This is a genomic window from Aeromonas sp. (assembly GCF_050633025.1).
Lineage (GTDB): Bacteria > Pseudomonadota > Gammaproteobacteria > Enterobacterales > Aeromonadaceae > Aeromonas.
The window spans coordinates 23,791-36,559 of sequence record NZ_JBODRQ010000010.1 but is presented as its reverse complement, the minus strand read 5'-3'; the positions used below and the strand labels follow the sequence as shown (position 1 = coordinate 36,559).

12 protein-coding genes and 1 tRNA gene are annotated in these 12,769 nt (G+C 60.0%); 4 read left to right on the top strand and 9 right to left on the bottom strand.

Going from position 1 to position 12,769, the window contains the following annotated elements; translation table 11 throughout:
- Positions 1 to 96: 96 nt before the first annotated feature.
- From secD to hinT, 8 genes are all read right to left on the bottom strand, one after another.
- Positions 97 to 1,899, bottom strand: coding sequence for a protein translocase subunit SecD (secD, locus tag ACRAUW_RS02790; RefSeq protein ID WP_431361065.1), 1,803 nt, complete (start codon positions 1,897 to 1,899; stop codon positions 97 to 99).
- 159 nt (positions 1,900 to 2,058) lie between these two features.
- Complete coding sequence (locus ACRAUW_RS02785) at positions 2,059 to 2,493, bottom strand: hypothetical protein (RefSeq protein ID WP_431361064.1); 435 nt, start codon at positions 2,491 to 2,493, stop codon at positions 2,059 to 2,061.
- Positions 2,494 to 2,589: 96 nt separating this feature from the next.
- Positions 2,590 to 3,447 (bottom strand): DUF6279 family lipoprotein, encoded by an 858-nt coding sequence (locus ACRAUW_RS02780; RefSeq protein ID WP_431361063.1) that lies wholly within the window; start codon positions 3,445 to 3,447, stop codon positions 2,590 to 2,592.
- A 3-nt stretch (positions 3,448 to 3,450) separates the two neighbouring features.
- Positions 3,451 to 4,275 carry a phosphotransferase gene (locus ACRAUW_RS02775; protein ID WP_431361062.1) on the bottom strand — a complete coding sequence of 275 codons (825 nt, stop codon included), beginning with the start codon at positions 4,273 to 4,275 and terminating at the stop codon, positions 3,451 to 3,453.
- Positions 4,276 to 4,285: 10 nt separating this feature from the next.
- Positions 4,286 to 4,882, bottom strand: coding sequence for a penicillin-binding protein activator LpoB (gene lpoB, locus ACRAUW_RS02770; RefSeq protein ID WP_431361061.1), 597 nt, complete (start codon positions 4,880 to 4,882; stop codon positions 4,286 to 4,288).
- Positions 4,882 to 5,280, bottom strand: a complete 399-nt coding sequence (locus tag ACRAUW_RS02765) for a YcfL family protein (RefSeq protein ID WP_431361060.1) — start codon at positions 5,278 to 5,280, stop codon at positions 4,882 to 4,884. The genes lpoB and ACRAUW_RS02765 overlap by 1 nt, the downstream gene beginning before the upstream one ends.
- Before the next feature lie 83 nt (positions 5,281 to 5,363).
- Positions 5,364 to 6,800 (bottom strand): COG3014 family protein, encoded by a 1,437-nt coding sequence (locus ACRAUW_RS02760; protein WP_431361059.1) that lies wholly within the window; start codon positions 6,798 to 6,800, stop codon positions 5,364 to 5,366.
- Entirely contained in the window at positions 6,800 to 7,150 is a 351-nt protein-coding gene (hinT, locus tag ACRAUW_RS02755) for a purine nucleoside phosphoramidase (protein WP_021231009.1), read from the bottom strand. The genes ACRAUW_RS02760 and hinT overlap by 1 nt, the downstream gene beginning before the upstream one ends.
- A gap of 252 nt (positions 7,151 to 7,402) precedes the next feature.
- On the opposite strand from hinT, the gene ACRAUW_RS02750 reads away from it, so the two are divergent.
- Complete coding sequence (locus ACRAUW_RS02750) at positions 7,403 to 9,415, top strand: methyl-accepting chemotaxis protein (protein ID WP_431361058.1); 2,013 nt, start codon at positions 7,403 to 7,405, stop codon at positions 9,413 to 9,415.
- Between the two features lie 71 nt (positions 9,416 to 9,486).
- Here ACRAUW_RS02750 and ACRAUW_RS02745 read toward each other — a convergent pair whose 3' ends face one another.
- Complete coding sequence (locus tag ACRAUW_RS02745; protein WP_431361057.1) at positions 9,487 to 10,362, bottom strand: 6-pyruvoyl trahydropterin synthase family protein; 876 nt, start codon at positions 10,360 to 10,362, stop codon at positions 9,487 to 9,489.
- A gap of 80 nt (positions 10,363 to 10,442) precedes the next feature.
- Here ACRAUW_RS02745 and ACRAUW_RS02740 point away from each other — a divergent pair, with 80 nt between their 5' ends.
- The 3 genes from ACRAUW_RS02740 (at position 10,443) to ACRAUW_RS02730 (ending at position 12,673) form a co-directional block, all read left to right on the top strand.
- Positions 10,443 to 11,786, top strand: a complete 1,344-nt coding sequence (locus tag ACRAUW_RS02740; RefSeq protein ID WP_431361056.1) for a dihydroorotase — start codon at positions 10,443 to 10,445, stop codon at positions 11,784 to 11,786.
- A gap of 112 nt (positions 11,787 to 11,898) precedes the next feature.
- Positions 11,899 to 11,975: transfer RNA gene (locus tag ACRAUW_RS02735), tRNA-Pro, on the top strand.
- 266 nt (positions 11,976 to 12,241) lie between these two features.
- Positions 12,242 to 12,673 (top strand): CC0125/CC1285 family lipoprotein, encoded by a 432-nt coding sequence (locus ACRAUW_RS02730; RefSeq protein ID WP_431361076.1) that lies wholly within the window; start codon positions 12,242 to 12,244, stop codon positions 12,671 to 12,673.
- Positions 12,674 to 12,769: the final 96 nt, after the last annotated feature.

Genomic DNA, 12,769 nt, shown 5'->3' with positions numbered 1-12,769 from the left:
TCGCAACGTGTCGCAACACGCTGGGGAAAAGGGTTCTGCTTTGGTGCGCAGGCCATGTCTGCGCAGCCAACGCCGTTTATCAGAGGGACTGCCCCATTACACCTTCAGCGTGCGCTCGTTGTTACGTCCCCACAGGGGGTTGATGATGGCGCGCGTTCCCCAGATCCCGGTGATCATGCTGGAGAGCAGACCCAGAATAAGGGTGATGGAGAAGCCCTGCAGCGGCCCGGAGCCGATGGAGTAGAGCACCACGGCGCAGATGAGCGTAGTGATGTTGGCATCGAATATGGTGTGGAAGGCCGAGCGATAGCCAAAGTCGATGGCGTTGGCCAGTGAGCCCCCTTCTCGCAGACGGTCCCTGATCCGCTCGAAGATCAGTACATGGGTATCCACCGCCATGCCCACCGTCAGCACCAGACCGGCGATCCCCGGCAGGGTCAGCACGGCGCCCGGCAGCACCGCCAGCATGCCGACCTGCATCAACAGGTTGGCGACCAGCGCCGTGATGGCAACCCAGCCGAATTTGCGGTACCAGGCCATCATGAACAGCATCATGCCCGCCATGCCGAAGGCAAGCGCGGTGAAACCCGCCTCGATATTCTGCATCCCCAGCGTCGGGCCAATGGATCGCTCCTCGAGGATCTTGAGAGGGGCGGTGAGGGCGCCGGCACGCAGCAGCATGGCCAGCTCTTGCGCTTCCGGCAGACTGCCAATGCCGGTGATGCGGAACTGGTTGCCAAGGGCGGTCTGGATGGTGGCGACGTTGATCACCTCGCTCTGGGCACGCAATTTACCCTGGGCGTTGGTCTTGTACTCGGTGAAGACGGTCGCCATCGGCTTGCCCACATGCTGGCGGCTGAACTGGTTCATCTTGCTGCCACCCAGGGTGTCGAGCACGATATTGACCTGGGGCTGGCCCATCTCGCCCATATTGGCGCGGGCATCGACGATGTGCTCGCCGGTCAGTACCGGCTTGCGTGCCATGCCGACGGCCTGACCGCTGCGATCGGCGATATAGAAGTGGCTGTCGGCTTTGGCCTCGTAGAAGGCCAAGGAGGCGGTGGCGCCGATCACCTCTTTCGCCTGCTTGGGGTTGTGTACCCCGGGCAGTTCGATACGGATGCCATCCTGGCCCTGACGCACCACCGAGGCTTCGACGATGCCGAGCTCGTTGATCCGTTTTTTCAGGATCGACAGGTTCTGGGTCACGGCGTTGTTGACCAGCAGGGTACGCTCCGCCTCGCTCAGCACCAGTTTCAGATCATTGCCGGAGCGGGTCAGCTGCCACTGATCCTGACGGGTACCGGCACTCTCCTTGATGATGGCGAGCCAGCTCTCCTGTTCGGCGACCTCCGGCAGGGTGACGGCTACCGCGCCCTGTGCCGTGCGCGTGACGCTGGCGCCGCGCAGGTTGGCTTCACGAAAGCGGGTGCGCAGGGTGTCCACCAGATTCTTGGTCTGATTGTCGATGACAAAGTCCACGTCCACCCCGATCAGCAGCTGGGAGCCGCCACGCAGGTCGAGCCCCAGCTTGATGGGGTCGGCGCCGAGGCGGGTGATCCAGGCCGGTGCGTTGGAGTGAAACTCCAGGGTCAGGGCGGCACTGTCGAGGCCCTGCTGCTCCAGCAGTTGTTTGGCTCTTTGCTGTTCGCCCTGGCTGGCAAAGACCAGCTCTACCCGCTCGGCTTGTTCGATCACCTTGACTGGTGTCAGGTGTTTGTCGCTCAGCAACATCTGCTGCTGGGTGGTCAGGCGCTGCTGTCCGTGCAGGCCGAGGGAGGGCTGCTCACCGAAAAAGGTGGGCAGGGAGTAAAAGGTAAAGGTCAACAGCATCAACAGCAGCAGTGCGTACTGCCACTTGCTCATGCGGTTGAGAACGGTGCGATTGCTCTTTCTCATGGCAAACAAGCCTCTGTCAGGAGAATGGTGCCCGGGCCGATAGCAACAAGGCTTGGCAAGGCGCAAAAAAATGGGATGCATCAGATGCGGATCAGGCAGTTGCCGGATCCGTCAGGAAGAGGAGATGAGCAAACAGTGGATGTGCCAGCCCCTCCGGGGTCAGGCGCTCAGATAGCTTTGGCTGAAGCGGTATTGCAGATGTTGGCGCTGTAGATGACGCCGGTGGATCGCACCGAAGCGATCGCGAAAACTCTGTTTGTGATAGAGCTCGGGTGCCAGCATCAGCCAGCCGAGCAGCAATAGCAAGATGGCTTGGGCCGACCAGCTCTGGATCAGCTCGTAGACCACACTCTTGGGCTGGTTGTCACTGCGCAGGGATTGTTCGAGACGCAGCAGGTGATTCTGATGGCTGCCGACAAACTTGATGATGCCATCATCGCTGTCGCTAAGCTGATTGAACACCTGAGTCTGCTGCTGTTCACTCTGGGGATATGCGGGTAGCTGCGGGCCTTCCATTCGGGCGATGGAACAAAGCAGGGTGAGGGCGATAACCAGAGTTACCAGCACCAGTTTTACTTTGTCGATAAGGCGCAAAAAGTTAATTCCCGATAAATAGGAAGAGCAAACTACCACAAACGCCCGGTTTGAACAAGGTAGCCCCGAACGCATGGCACCATTCGGTGCTGCTCGTTAGCTGCCGCTCATCTGCTTGAAGTCGCGGGCGTAGCCCTTGAGCAGGGAGTAGAGATGGGCCCGCTGGGAGATATCCAGCGACTGGCTCATGGCGCAGAGCCAGTTGACGGTACGCTGGCGCGACTGCTCGGTATAGCCGGTAAAGCGGCCATCCATCATGCTATCCCCCTGTGCCAGCAGCTCGGTCAGTTCGCGGGTAAAGTCGGGACTCTGGCGCTGCTTCATCAACCTGTCCAGCTCCTGGGTCCAGGCGGTCTGGAACTCGAGCCAGGGGGGCATCAGCTCGTACTGCCATTCGGCCCACTGGACCACCAGTGGCGCCTGTGCCGGTTTGACCTCGCCAATCCAGAATTCCAGTCGCTTGTTCATCTTGTCGCGAAACTCCGCCAGCATCAGCTCTTTGGGCTGGGTGGCAAAGTCCTGTTGCCGCTCCTGTTGCCGCTTGAGCCGATCGGCCATGAAGCGGGTCACCTGCTCATCGCTCAGGGTGCTCGCCAGCCTGACCGCGCGGGGGATAGTATTTTCCAGCGTGCGGGTCAGGCTTTGCTGCAACGCATCGAGATAGGTGGAGATCTGCTCCGGCGTCATGGGGCTGGCCATTGCCTTGGCCAGCGCATCGAGATCCTTGGCGTAGCGGGGTAGCTCGTGCTGGCGATGCCAGGCCATCAGCTCCTTCACTTCGCGGCTGAGCAGACCTTGTTGGGAGGTGGTGAGGGCGAAATAGTCGTCCAGTTGCCAGATGATGGCGGTATCGAGCCAGTAGTAGATCACCCGGGTGGAGCAGCCGGTCAGCAGCAGGCCGATCAGCAGCAGACCCCAGGTTTTCGGCTTGTGCCAGCGCACCTTGTTTATCATCTGTTACTCCAGTCGTTGCCGGTTGATGGCGATCAGGGTGTCATAGTCGAGTGAGGGCTGTTGCTCTGCCATCAGCAGGGCCCAGAGCAGGCCGATATAGTCGACCCAGGGTAAAAAATCCTCGCTCTGAAAACCGGGCCACTCATGGCGCGGGAGCGAGCGCAGATAGTGCTCTTCCAGTACCATGCGCTGCTCTGCGGGCCAGTCGTGGGTGCGCTGGATGCTGGCAAGTTCGAAGCCGGGATGGCCTGCGGCGCCATACTCCCAGTCGATGACCCAAGGCTTGCTTCCCAACAAATTAGCCGGATTGAGATCATGGTGGCAAGGGCGCCAGTAATCATTTGGCTCACTGCTGGCGAGCAAGCTCCGCTCCAGTGCGGGCAGCCAGGAGGGAATGCGGGCCAGTCGGGCGCGATAGCCCGCCGCGTGGGCTCGCACCGCCATCACCACCGCAGGCAGCGGCAGGCGATGGAGCTTGCGCAGCACCTCAGCCAGCAGACGGGGCTGATCGGCTGCTGGTGGCGCCGTGTGCACCCAGTTTGGCTCATCGCTCCATTCGAGCAGCATCAGGCCGCTGGCGGGATCGCCATAGTGGCAAGGGAGCGCCAGCCCTTCGGCCATCGCCCCCTGATAAAGCTGCCACTCGGTGGGGCGGTCGATGCCAAGGCGCAACGGATCGGAGTGGCCATGGCGCAAAAAGTAACTGCGCCCCGAGGGGAGGCGCAGTCGATAGTTGCAGTTGGTCAGACCTAACCCGAGCGGTTCCAGCAGCCCGTCCCGCCAGGGCGCGGGCAGGCAGGCCAGTAGCGGATCACAGTTGCCCGTCACCAGGAGCCTGTTACCAGCCAAAGGTGGATTTCTTCGCCTGTTTGCGGATCTCTTTCTGATCGGACCACAGCAGTTCGCCGTTTTGCAGATCCATCAGGTTCATGGTCATCTGGTAGTAGACATCCTTCACCTTGCCGTTGTCCTTGACGATGCTGGCGAGGTTGCCATAGACCATGTAGCGCGCGCCGGTCTGCTTGCCCAGACGTACCATGGAGGCAGGATCCACCATGCCGCTGCTCTGCTGGTATTCGAGCTGCTGCTTGACCGCCGCCACCTTGCTCATGTCGACGAAGCGGAACTTGCCGGCGCGCAGCAGCTTGGTACGGATGGTATCGGTGATGGCTTCGGTATCGATGTGCTCGGAGGTCTTGTTGCGGATAGAGTCCATAAACATCACCGGACGACCGCCTGCGGTGATCTCGCTGGTGGCAGGGGAGGCGAGCATGGAGTCTGCCATCTTGTCGGCGATGGCCTGCAGGTCGCTTGAGCCGTAATCGACGGTGACGGTTTCGGTTTCAGTGGGATCGCCATAGCTGACGGTGGTGCTGGAGCAGCCGCCCAAGAGCAAAGCGCCGGTCAGGATCAGCAGGGCATGATTCATTTTCATCAGTAGGATTCCTCAATCACTTCGCGTACGTAAATCCGGTAACCCTGCGCCGCCGGGCTGGGCGCCAGGGCCGAGAGGGTGCGGGTCTGATAGCCATGCAGCTTGATGGGGGTCCAGCCGCGGCCATCGCTGGCGACCTCCTGGCCGGCCTCATCATACCAATAGAAGATATATTGCAGCTTGTTATCGCCTCGCTGGGTGCTGGCCGCTGCCACATTGATCTGCAGCAGGCCGTTCTGTTCGCGCCGGCTCAGCTCGGTCAGGGTGACGTTGACGTTTTGATGCTGCTCCAGCGTGGGAGCACCGCCCGCCGGGCCATAGAGCGCCACACCTGAGGTGTTGGTGGCGCAGCCGGTCAGCAGCAGCGCGAGCCCGAGGGCCAACCCGTATGCTTTCATCTTGCTCTCCTTAATCGGGGTGAGTGGGGCCGCGTGTGTGCCTGCCCGGTTAATTGTCTTGCTCATCTCTCTTCGCCATCTGCTCAGAGCGGCATCACCCGGGTGGTCAGACCGGCGCCGAGGCGCTGTACCCAGACCAGGGTGGTGCGTCCCTTGTGGATGGTGAGCGGCAATTGCCGCTGCGCTGCCCCCGCGTTTAGGGTGAGATTGATGTCACCTGCCGGCACTATTCCCTGCCAGCTCGATGCCTGCGCTGGCAGCGTCAGCCAGCTGCGGGTATCGGCCCGCTCGGAGAGGGTGTTGAAGATCCCCACCAGAATATTGCCCACATCGCCCCCCTCTTTGGCGGCGGTGCGGCGCATCTGTTCCTTGGCCACCAGTCGCAGTGCCTGGCGGGTCAGCATGCCGGGCAGCCGCTCTTGCAGATCTTTGGCGGCCAGCGCTTCCAGTCGCACCAGCTCGCTGGTCTGCTCGACCCGCTTGCCGACTTCCACCGTCAGCGGGCCGGTGTCGCTGGCCCGATTATCGTAATAGGGGATGGCGACGGTAAAGGTGCGAAAATCGCCGCGGGAGGTGGGGATGGGCAGAGGCAGGAACAGTTCGCGCCGCGCCGGGATCAAGCCATCTTCAAACAGCACCACCAGTTGGCCTTGATCTTTTGCAAGCGGCGGCGCTTTGCGGCCTATCTTTTTCTCTGTCTCGCGGATCTCGTCCGGTGAGCCACGCAGCCGCGCCAGACGCAGCAAGGCATCTTGCAGGCTACGGTTGTCCGGCGCTATCTGGTAACTGCGCTGATAGTCGACCCAGGCATCGTTGAGATCCCCGGCCGCCTCATAGAGCACGGCGGAAAAATAGAAGGTGTAGGCGTTCTGAAAACCGTTCTTGACCTTGCCGATCAACCGGTCGAGATCCGGTGCGCCGCGCGACATCAGCTGGCGCATCTCACCTTCAGCCTCGGCCTCTTCGCTCTCATCCTTTGCCTTGCGTACCTCATCGGCTCGCCGTTTCAGGGCCTGCTCCTGCACCTGATTGGCCCGGCGCACCTCCACCAGGGCGCCATCGGCATCACCCCGTTGCAGGTAGCTGAGGGCCAGATAGTGGTGCAGCATGGTGCGTTCGTAATCGGGGGTGAGATAGGCCATCGACTGGTCGTTGGTGAGCAGGCTGCCCACCTGATCCAGACCGTGGCTCAGCCGGTATTCGGCCTGATTGTCTTCCCACTGAAGGCGGCTGTCGGCGGCGGTGAATGCCTGCTTGCTGCCCGCATCCTGACCCGCCAGCCAGGCAATGCGCCCCTGTTCGAGTCGATCCAGCACAAAGGTGTCATCGCCAAGGGTGGAGTCACGCACCTCGGGCAGCGCCTCGGCGGCATGGCCCTGCAGCAGCTGGTTGCGCAGGGGCACCATCTGATCGGAGTAGGAGACGAACATATCTTGCCAGCGGGAGGCGCAGCCCCCAAGCAACAGAAGGGTGCCGCAGAGCAACAGAGCGCTGCGGCAGGTTGAGGCGTGGCGATTCATTACAGGCTGAGCAGCGGCCCCAGCGGCTGGCCACCGACCAGATGCATGTGGATGTGGTAGACCTCCTGCCCGCCGTGGCGGTTGCAGTTCATGATGAGGCGGTAGCCATCTTCGGCGATGCCCGCCTCGCTTGCCAGTTTGCGGGCCACGGTGAACATCCGGCCAAGGGCCAGTTCATGTTCGGCTTCCACGTCATTGACGGTGGGGATCAGCACATTGGGGATGATCAGAATATGGGTCTTGGCCTTGGGCTGGATATCCCGGAATGCGGTGACCAGATCGTCTTGATAAAGGATGTCGGCGGGGATCTCTTTACGGATGATTTTGCTGAAAATGGTTTCTTGCGCCATGGCTAACTCCCTTATATGAAACAGAAAATTGAACTAGAACCCCAAGCGGCTCCCGAAAGGGGGGCGAGCAGCACGCCAAGTGTGACACAAGCCGACATTTGACACAGCTGATGTCCCATTCCCTTCAGTTATTGTTAAAAATACCGATAGCCGGAGGGACGTCATCTGCAGCGCCTGTTCAGGGTGGTCTGCAGGGTATCAAAAGGACGGGGTACTCAGGCAAGGGACTTTTGCATATACAGCGGGATAATAATGAAACAAACAATGTCGGATCTCTCCATCTTGCAGCGAGTCTATCTCGGCTTCGCTATTCTGGTGGCCGTGATGGTGGCCAGTTCACTGCTCACATTTCGTAGTCAGGAGACCCTCGGCGGGGCGCTGGAACAGGTTACCCGGCAGTCGATGCCGCTGGTGATTGCCAGCAGCCAGACTCAGATCGGACTGCTCAGCGCCAACAAGTGGCTGGGGGATGTGCTGACAGCACAGGATCCGAAGCAGCTGCCAGCAGAAGTGGCCGAGCTGAAACAGGCCAGAGCACAGGTCGACAAGACCCTGGCTGCCTTGCGTCAACAGGTCGCTCACCACCCCGAACTGCAAGGGGAGATGAGCAGCCTCAGCCAGCAGATCGACAGCTACCTGCAACTGACAGATACCCTGCCCGGCGAACACGAGACGTTGCTCACCCGGCTGCACAAGGTCAATCTGGCTAAGGGGCAGTTTCAGGTCAGTCTGCCCCAGTTCAAGAAGAATCTGGATGACATGATGATCACCATCGATGACAGCTTTATCAAGATGCTCTCCGAGACCCTGATCACCAAGCTCTCCGCCATCGAACTCTCCACCATGGATGCCCTCAACCAGACGATTCCGACGCCCATTGAGGCCGCGCTCAAGCGCAACAGGATGCAAATCGAGGGGTTCAACAGCACCATCAAGGATCTGCAGGGGGAGCTCAAGGATTTCGACAACAATATGGGCCACTACGTCCACGGCTTCGTACGCGACACTACAGCCAGCGAAGGGGTGCTCTCCCAGTATCTGGCGCTGATGAAGCAGCAAGAACAGATACGGGAGAAGAGCAAGCAGGCAAGTGCGCTTATTGTGGCCATTCAGGATCGACTTGAGCGGATCACCGCTCAGAGTCAGCAACTGATGAACCAGAGTATTCAGCATGCCAGCATCGCGCAGAGTCAGAGTACCCTGACCCAGGGAGCCAGCATCGTAGTCGCCATCCTGATCGCCATGCTGGTGGCTTATACCCTTGGCAAGGCGATCCGTCGTCCGTTAAAAGAGTTGCTGCGGGTGCTGACCGAAGTGACCCAGGGCGACATGACCCAGCGCATCGGCTTTCACAGCAACAACGAATTTGGCCAGCTGGGCAGCCAGATCAACCTGCTGATCGCCCAGATGGGGGAGATGCTGGCCCAGCTCTCCAACGCATCTGCCCAGCTCAATGATGCCGCCCATGGCAACCGCCATACCACCGAATCGGTGCGGGCGGATCTGGAGAAACAGCGGCAGGAGACCGCCTCGGTCGCTGCTGCCATGACCCAGATGGAGGCCTCTGTGCGGGAGGTGGCACAGGCTGCCAACCAGACCCTGGAGCGGGTGCAGGATGTGGAGAAGGCCTCCGAGATGGGGCGCAAGGTGATGGCAGGCAATATCACCACCACTCATCAACTGGCGGGCAAGCTGCAACAGACCGGCAAGGTGATTGGTGATGTGAGTGCCATGAGCAGCCAGATCGGCAATATCCTTGACGTCATTCGCGGCATTGCCGAGCAGACCAACCTGCTGGCCCTCAACGCGGCCATCGAAGCGGCGCGGGCCGGCGAGCAGGGACGCGGTTTTGCGGTAGTGGCCGATGAGGTGCGCAGTCTGGCGGGGCGTACCGCCCAGTCCACCAGCGAGATCCAGACCATGATCGAGAACCTGCAGCAGGGGGTCGCCAAGGCGGTGACCGTGATGCAGGAGTGCTCTCGCGAGATGGACACCTGCGTGGATCAGAGCTCTCACGCCAACAACGCCATGGAGGAGGTGCAGGGGATTGTGGTGCTGATCAGCGACATGTCGAGCCAGATCGCCTCTGCCGCCGAGCAGCAGCAGGCCACCAGCGCCGACATCGCCACCAACCTCAACCGCATCTCCGATATCTCGGATCTCAACTATCAGGGGATCGAGCGGGTAGCCCAGACCAGCCAGCAGCTGGACTCCCTCGCCGAGCAGCAGGAAAGCCTGGTCAAGCGCTTCCGCCTGAGCGCCTGATGGTCGAGAATTGAAATAACAAGGCCCCGCAGCTGCGGGGCCTTCTCTTTATTGCGGCAGCGACAAGGGGATCAGGCGTAGGCAATCGCGCCCTTGCCGACCCCTTCATAGGCGACAATCTTGACGAACTTGTCGCCCACCATCTTCTTCACTTCGCGAGCGATATAGCAGGCCAGCAGCTCGACCGTGGTGTCGGTATCGATCATCTCCACCTCGGCGCTGGGGATGGCCAGCTGGAACAGCCCCTGCGGCGCCATATATTTGAAACCGCAGTGATGCTCGCCAAGCTGGGCATTGGCGCGAGGGCTCAAAGCGAGCTCGGTCAGCGCCACCTTGTCCTCCTCGGTGCCGAGGTAGATATCGCCCCAGCGTTCGGCCCAGTTGAGCTCAAGCTCCTGGTCGCGCTCGCCATCGATGTGGATCTCGATGGGAGAGCGGTGGCCGTGGGCGATACGCTGGCAGTTGCCATCGTGCTTTTTCAGGCCATGGCTGTAGTGGTAGAAGGCACCGGTGATCGCCTCCTGGCGCAGAGTCAGGGAGAGATCCTTGATATTGCCCGGCAGCCGTTTGGCCAGTACCGCCAGCAGGTAGCGGGTCACCGACTCTTTATCAACTTGCGGGGCAGGGATAAAGGCAAAGCCCTGGGATGGGCAGCGCAGATGGATGGAGCGACCCGGGCGCAGCAGATCCACTGTGCTTTCGTCACCATCCAGTGTCTCGACGTGGATCAGCGGGCACTCGGTCGGCACCAGCAGCTTGTGGTCCACCTCTTCATCGATGATCGACTTGATCAGCTTCTTTACCCGGCCAAAGTCCAGCAGCATGCTCATTTCGTTGAGCTCACCGCTCATTTCGATATCTACCAGCCAGCTCTCGCCCACCATGCCGCGGCGTTCGCAGAGGTAGCTGGAGTCGATCACGGTCAAATCTCTTACAAATAACTTCATCAGTCAGGCCTTGCTACAGAGAAAGGGCAGTTTTGAGCTATTATGACCCGCGATTATCGGCAAAGGAACTGGAACCCCCCATGAACAGACTGCTTATCAAGAATGCCACCCTGGTCAACGAAGGCCGTATCTATGCCTCTGATGTGTTGATCGAGGGTGAACGGATTGCCCGCATTGCCCCGGATATCGAGGCGCCCGATGCGCTGGTTATCGATGCCGCAGGTCGCCATCTCATCCCCGGAATGATCGATGATCAGGTCCACTTCCGGGAGCCGGGATTGACCCATAAAGGGACCATCGCCAGCGAATCCCGCGCTGCCGTCGCCGGTGGCACCACCAGTTTCATGGAAATGCCCAACGTCAATCCCCAGACCACCACCCTCGACGCCCTCGAAGCCAAATACCAGATCGCCGCCAACTCCTCCGTCGCCAACTACAGCTTCTACCTCGGTGCCACTAACGACAACCTGGAAGAGATCAAGAAGCTCGATCCGAAACAGTCCTGTGGCATCAAGATCTTCATGGGGGCCTCTACCGGCAACATGCTGGTGGATAATCAGGAGACTCTGGCCGCCATCTTCCGTGAGAGCCCGGTGATGATTGTCACCCATTGCGAAGACACGCCTACCATCAAGGTGCTGGAGGACGAAGCCCGCGCCAAATGGGGTGAAGATGTGCCGATGGGCGAGCACGGCCGCATCCGCAGCGCCGATGCCTGCTACAAATCCTCCAGCTTGGCAGTCTCTTTGGCCAAGCAGTACGGTGCCAAGCTGCACGTGCTACACCTGACCACGGCGAAAGAGCTGTCGCTCTTTACCGCCACTCCGGACCTGAAGGACCTCAAGGACAAGAACATCAGCGCCGAGGTATGTGTGCATCATCTGTTCTTCAATGAGGCCGATTACGAGACCCAGGGCAGCCTGATCAAGTGCAACCCGGCGGTGAAGAGCGCGGCTGACCAGCAGGCGCTGCTGGATGCGGTGCGCAACGATGTGCTCGACATCATCGCCACCGATCACGCCCCCCACACCTGGGAAGAGAAGCAGAACAGCTATTTCAAGGCGCCGTCCGGCGTACCGCTGGTGCAGCACTCTTTGCAGGCGCTGCTGGAGCTCTACCACAACGGGGTATTCTCGCTGGAAACCATCGTCAAGAAGACCTCCCACGCGGTGGCCGAGCGTTTTCAGGTAGAAGATCGCGGTTATATCCGCGAGGGTTACTTCGCCGATCTGGTGCTGCTGGATCTGGGCAAGCCCTATGTGGTTAACGATGACAACCTCCTCTATCTGTGCGGCTGGTCTCCTTTCAACGGCTACCGCTTTCACAGCACGATAGAGATGACCCTGGTCAACGGTCAGATTGCCTGGCAAAACGGCCAGCTGACTGACCAGATCCTGGGCAAGCGGCTGACCTTTAACCGCTGATTGTTCGCAAAGCAGGCGAATGCATCATGGTCTGGTGGGCTGCGGCGTTTCCCTGTTGACAGGGCAGGGTCATCTCCATACACTCTGCCCCCGTCAGCCGAGCTGACTCCGTCGGTGTGTAGCGCAGCCAGGTAGCGCATCTGCATGGGGTGTAGAGGGTCGGAGGTTCGAATCCTCTCACACCGACCAAATTCCCCGGTAAAGGCCTTGTCAAACGACAAGGCCTTTTCTTTTGCGCGCAATTCGGCGCCGGTGAGTGGCCCGGACAGGCGGATCAGGCCGGAAGAGCGGGCAGAGGCAGCAGCGAACAGAGACGGGTAGAAGAAACGGATAGCGGAGATGGCCACAGTGATTGTGCCGCCGCCGGGGTTTGTGCTGTAGTAACGGCTCAGTTGCTCACCCCCCAGCCGAGGTCTTCTGTGCCTGCACGTCTGTTCAAACTGTTTTGTCTGTTGATGCTCACCTTGCTGCTGGCGGGCTGCGCCACCCCTTACCAGAGTGAAAAGTCGTTCTGGAATGGCCAGACCGGTTTCTCCCAGACCCGGCTTGGCCCGGACAAGTGGCAGCTGGAGTTTGTCGGCAACGATCTGGTGGACAGGGAGACCGCCCGCAAATATGTGCTCAAGCGAGCAGGGGAGCTGGCACTGGCAGAGGGTTACTTCTGGCTCAAGGTCGATGAGCTGACCATTAACCGTGATGCCGTCAGGGTGACCCCATCACGGCCGATCTTCGGCTTTGACGAGGATGAACCGGATCTCTTTATGGCCCAGATGCAGGTGCAGCACACCATCTCGGCGCTGCTCACTTTTCGCCTGTTGCCACGGGCACTCGACGAGCGAACTCTGAATGCGAAATATCTCGCCACAATTAAAATAAACAGCGATTAATATTGGTGTTTCGCAAGATCCATATCACATACACCTAATCGCAGCATAAAATTCTGGAACAACCCTCTAGATTTACCCCCTGCTTTTAGGCATTCT

Bases quoted from the DNA above. Each gene is read 5' to 3' on its own strand.
- ACRAUW_RS02780 (WP_431361063.1), bottom strand. From the start codon at position 3,447: ATGATAAACAAGGTGCGCTGGCACAAGCCGAAAACCTGGGGTCTGCTG.
- secD (WP_431361065.1), bottom strand. From the start codon at position 1,899: ATGAGAAAGAGCAATCGCACCGTTCTCAACCGCATGAGCAAGTGGCAG.
- ACRAUW_RS02750 (WP_431361058.1), top strand. From the start codon at position 7,403: ATGAAACAAACAATGTCGGATCTCTCCATCTTGCAGCGAGTCTATCTC.
- ACRAUW_RS02740 (WP_431361056.1), top strand. From the start codon at position 10,443: ATGAACAGACTGCTTATCAAGAATGCCACCCTGGTCAACGAAGGCCGT.
- ACRAUW_RS02765 (WP_431361060.1), bottom strand. From the start codon at position 5,280: ATGAAAGCATACGGGTTGGCCCTCGGGCTCGCGCTGCTGCTGACCGGC.
- ACRAUW_RS02745 (WP_431361057.1), bottom strand. From the start codon at position 10,362: ATGAAGTTATTTGTAAGAGATTTGACCGTGATCGACTCCAGCTACCTC.
- lpoB (WP_431361061.1), bottom strand. From the start codon at position 4,882: ATGAAAATGAATCATGCCCTGCTGATCCTGACCGGCGCTTTGCTCTTG.
- ACRAUW_RS02730 (WP_431361076.1), top strand. From the start codon at position 12,242: ATGCTCACCTTGCTGCTGGCGGGCTGCGCCACCCCTTACCAGAGTGAA.
- ACRAUW_RS02760 (WP_431361059.1), bottom strand. From the start codon at position 6,800: ATGAATCGCCACGCCTCAACCTGCCGCAGCGCTCTGTTGCTCTGCGGC.
- hinT (WP_021231009.1), bottom strand. From the start codon at position 7,150: ATGGCGCAAGAAACCATTTTCAGCAAAATCATCCGTAAAGAGATCCCC.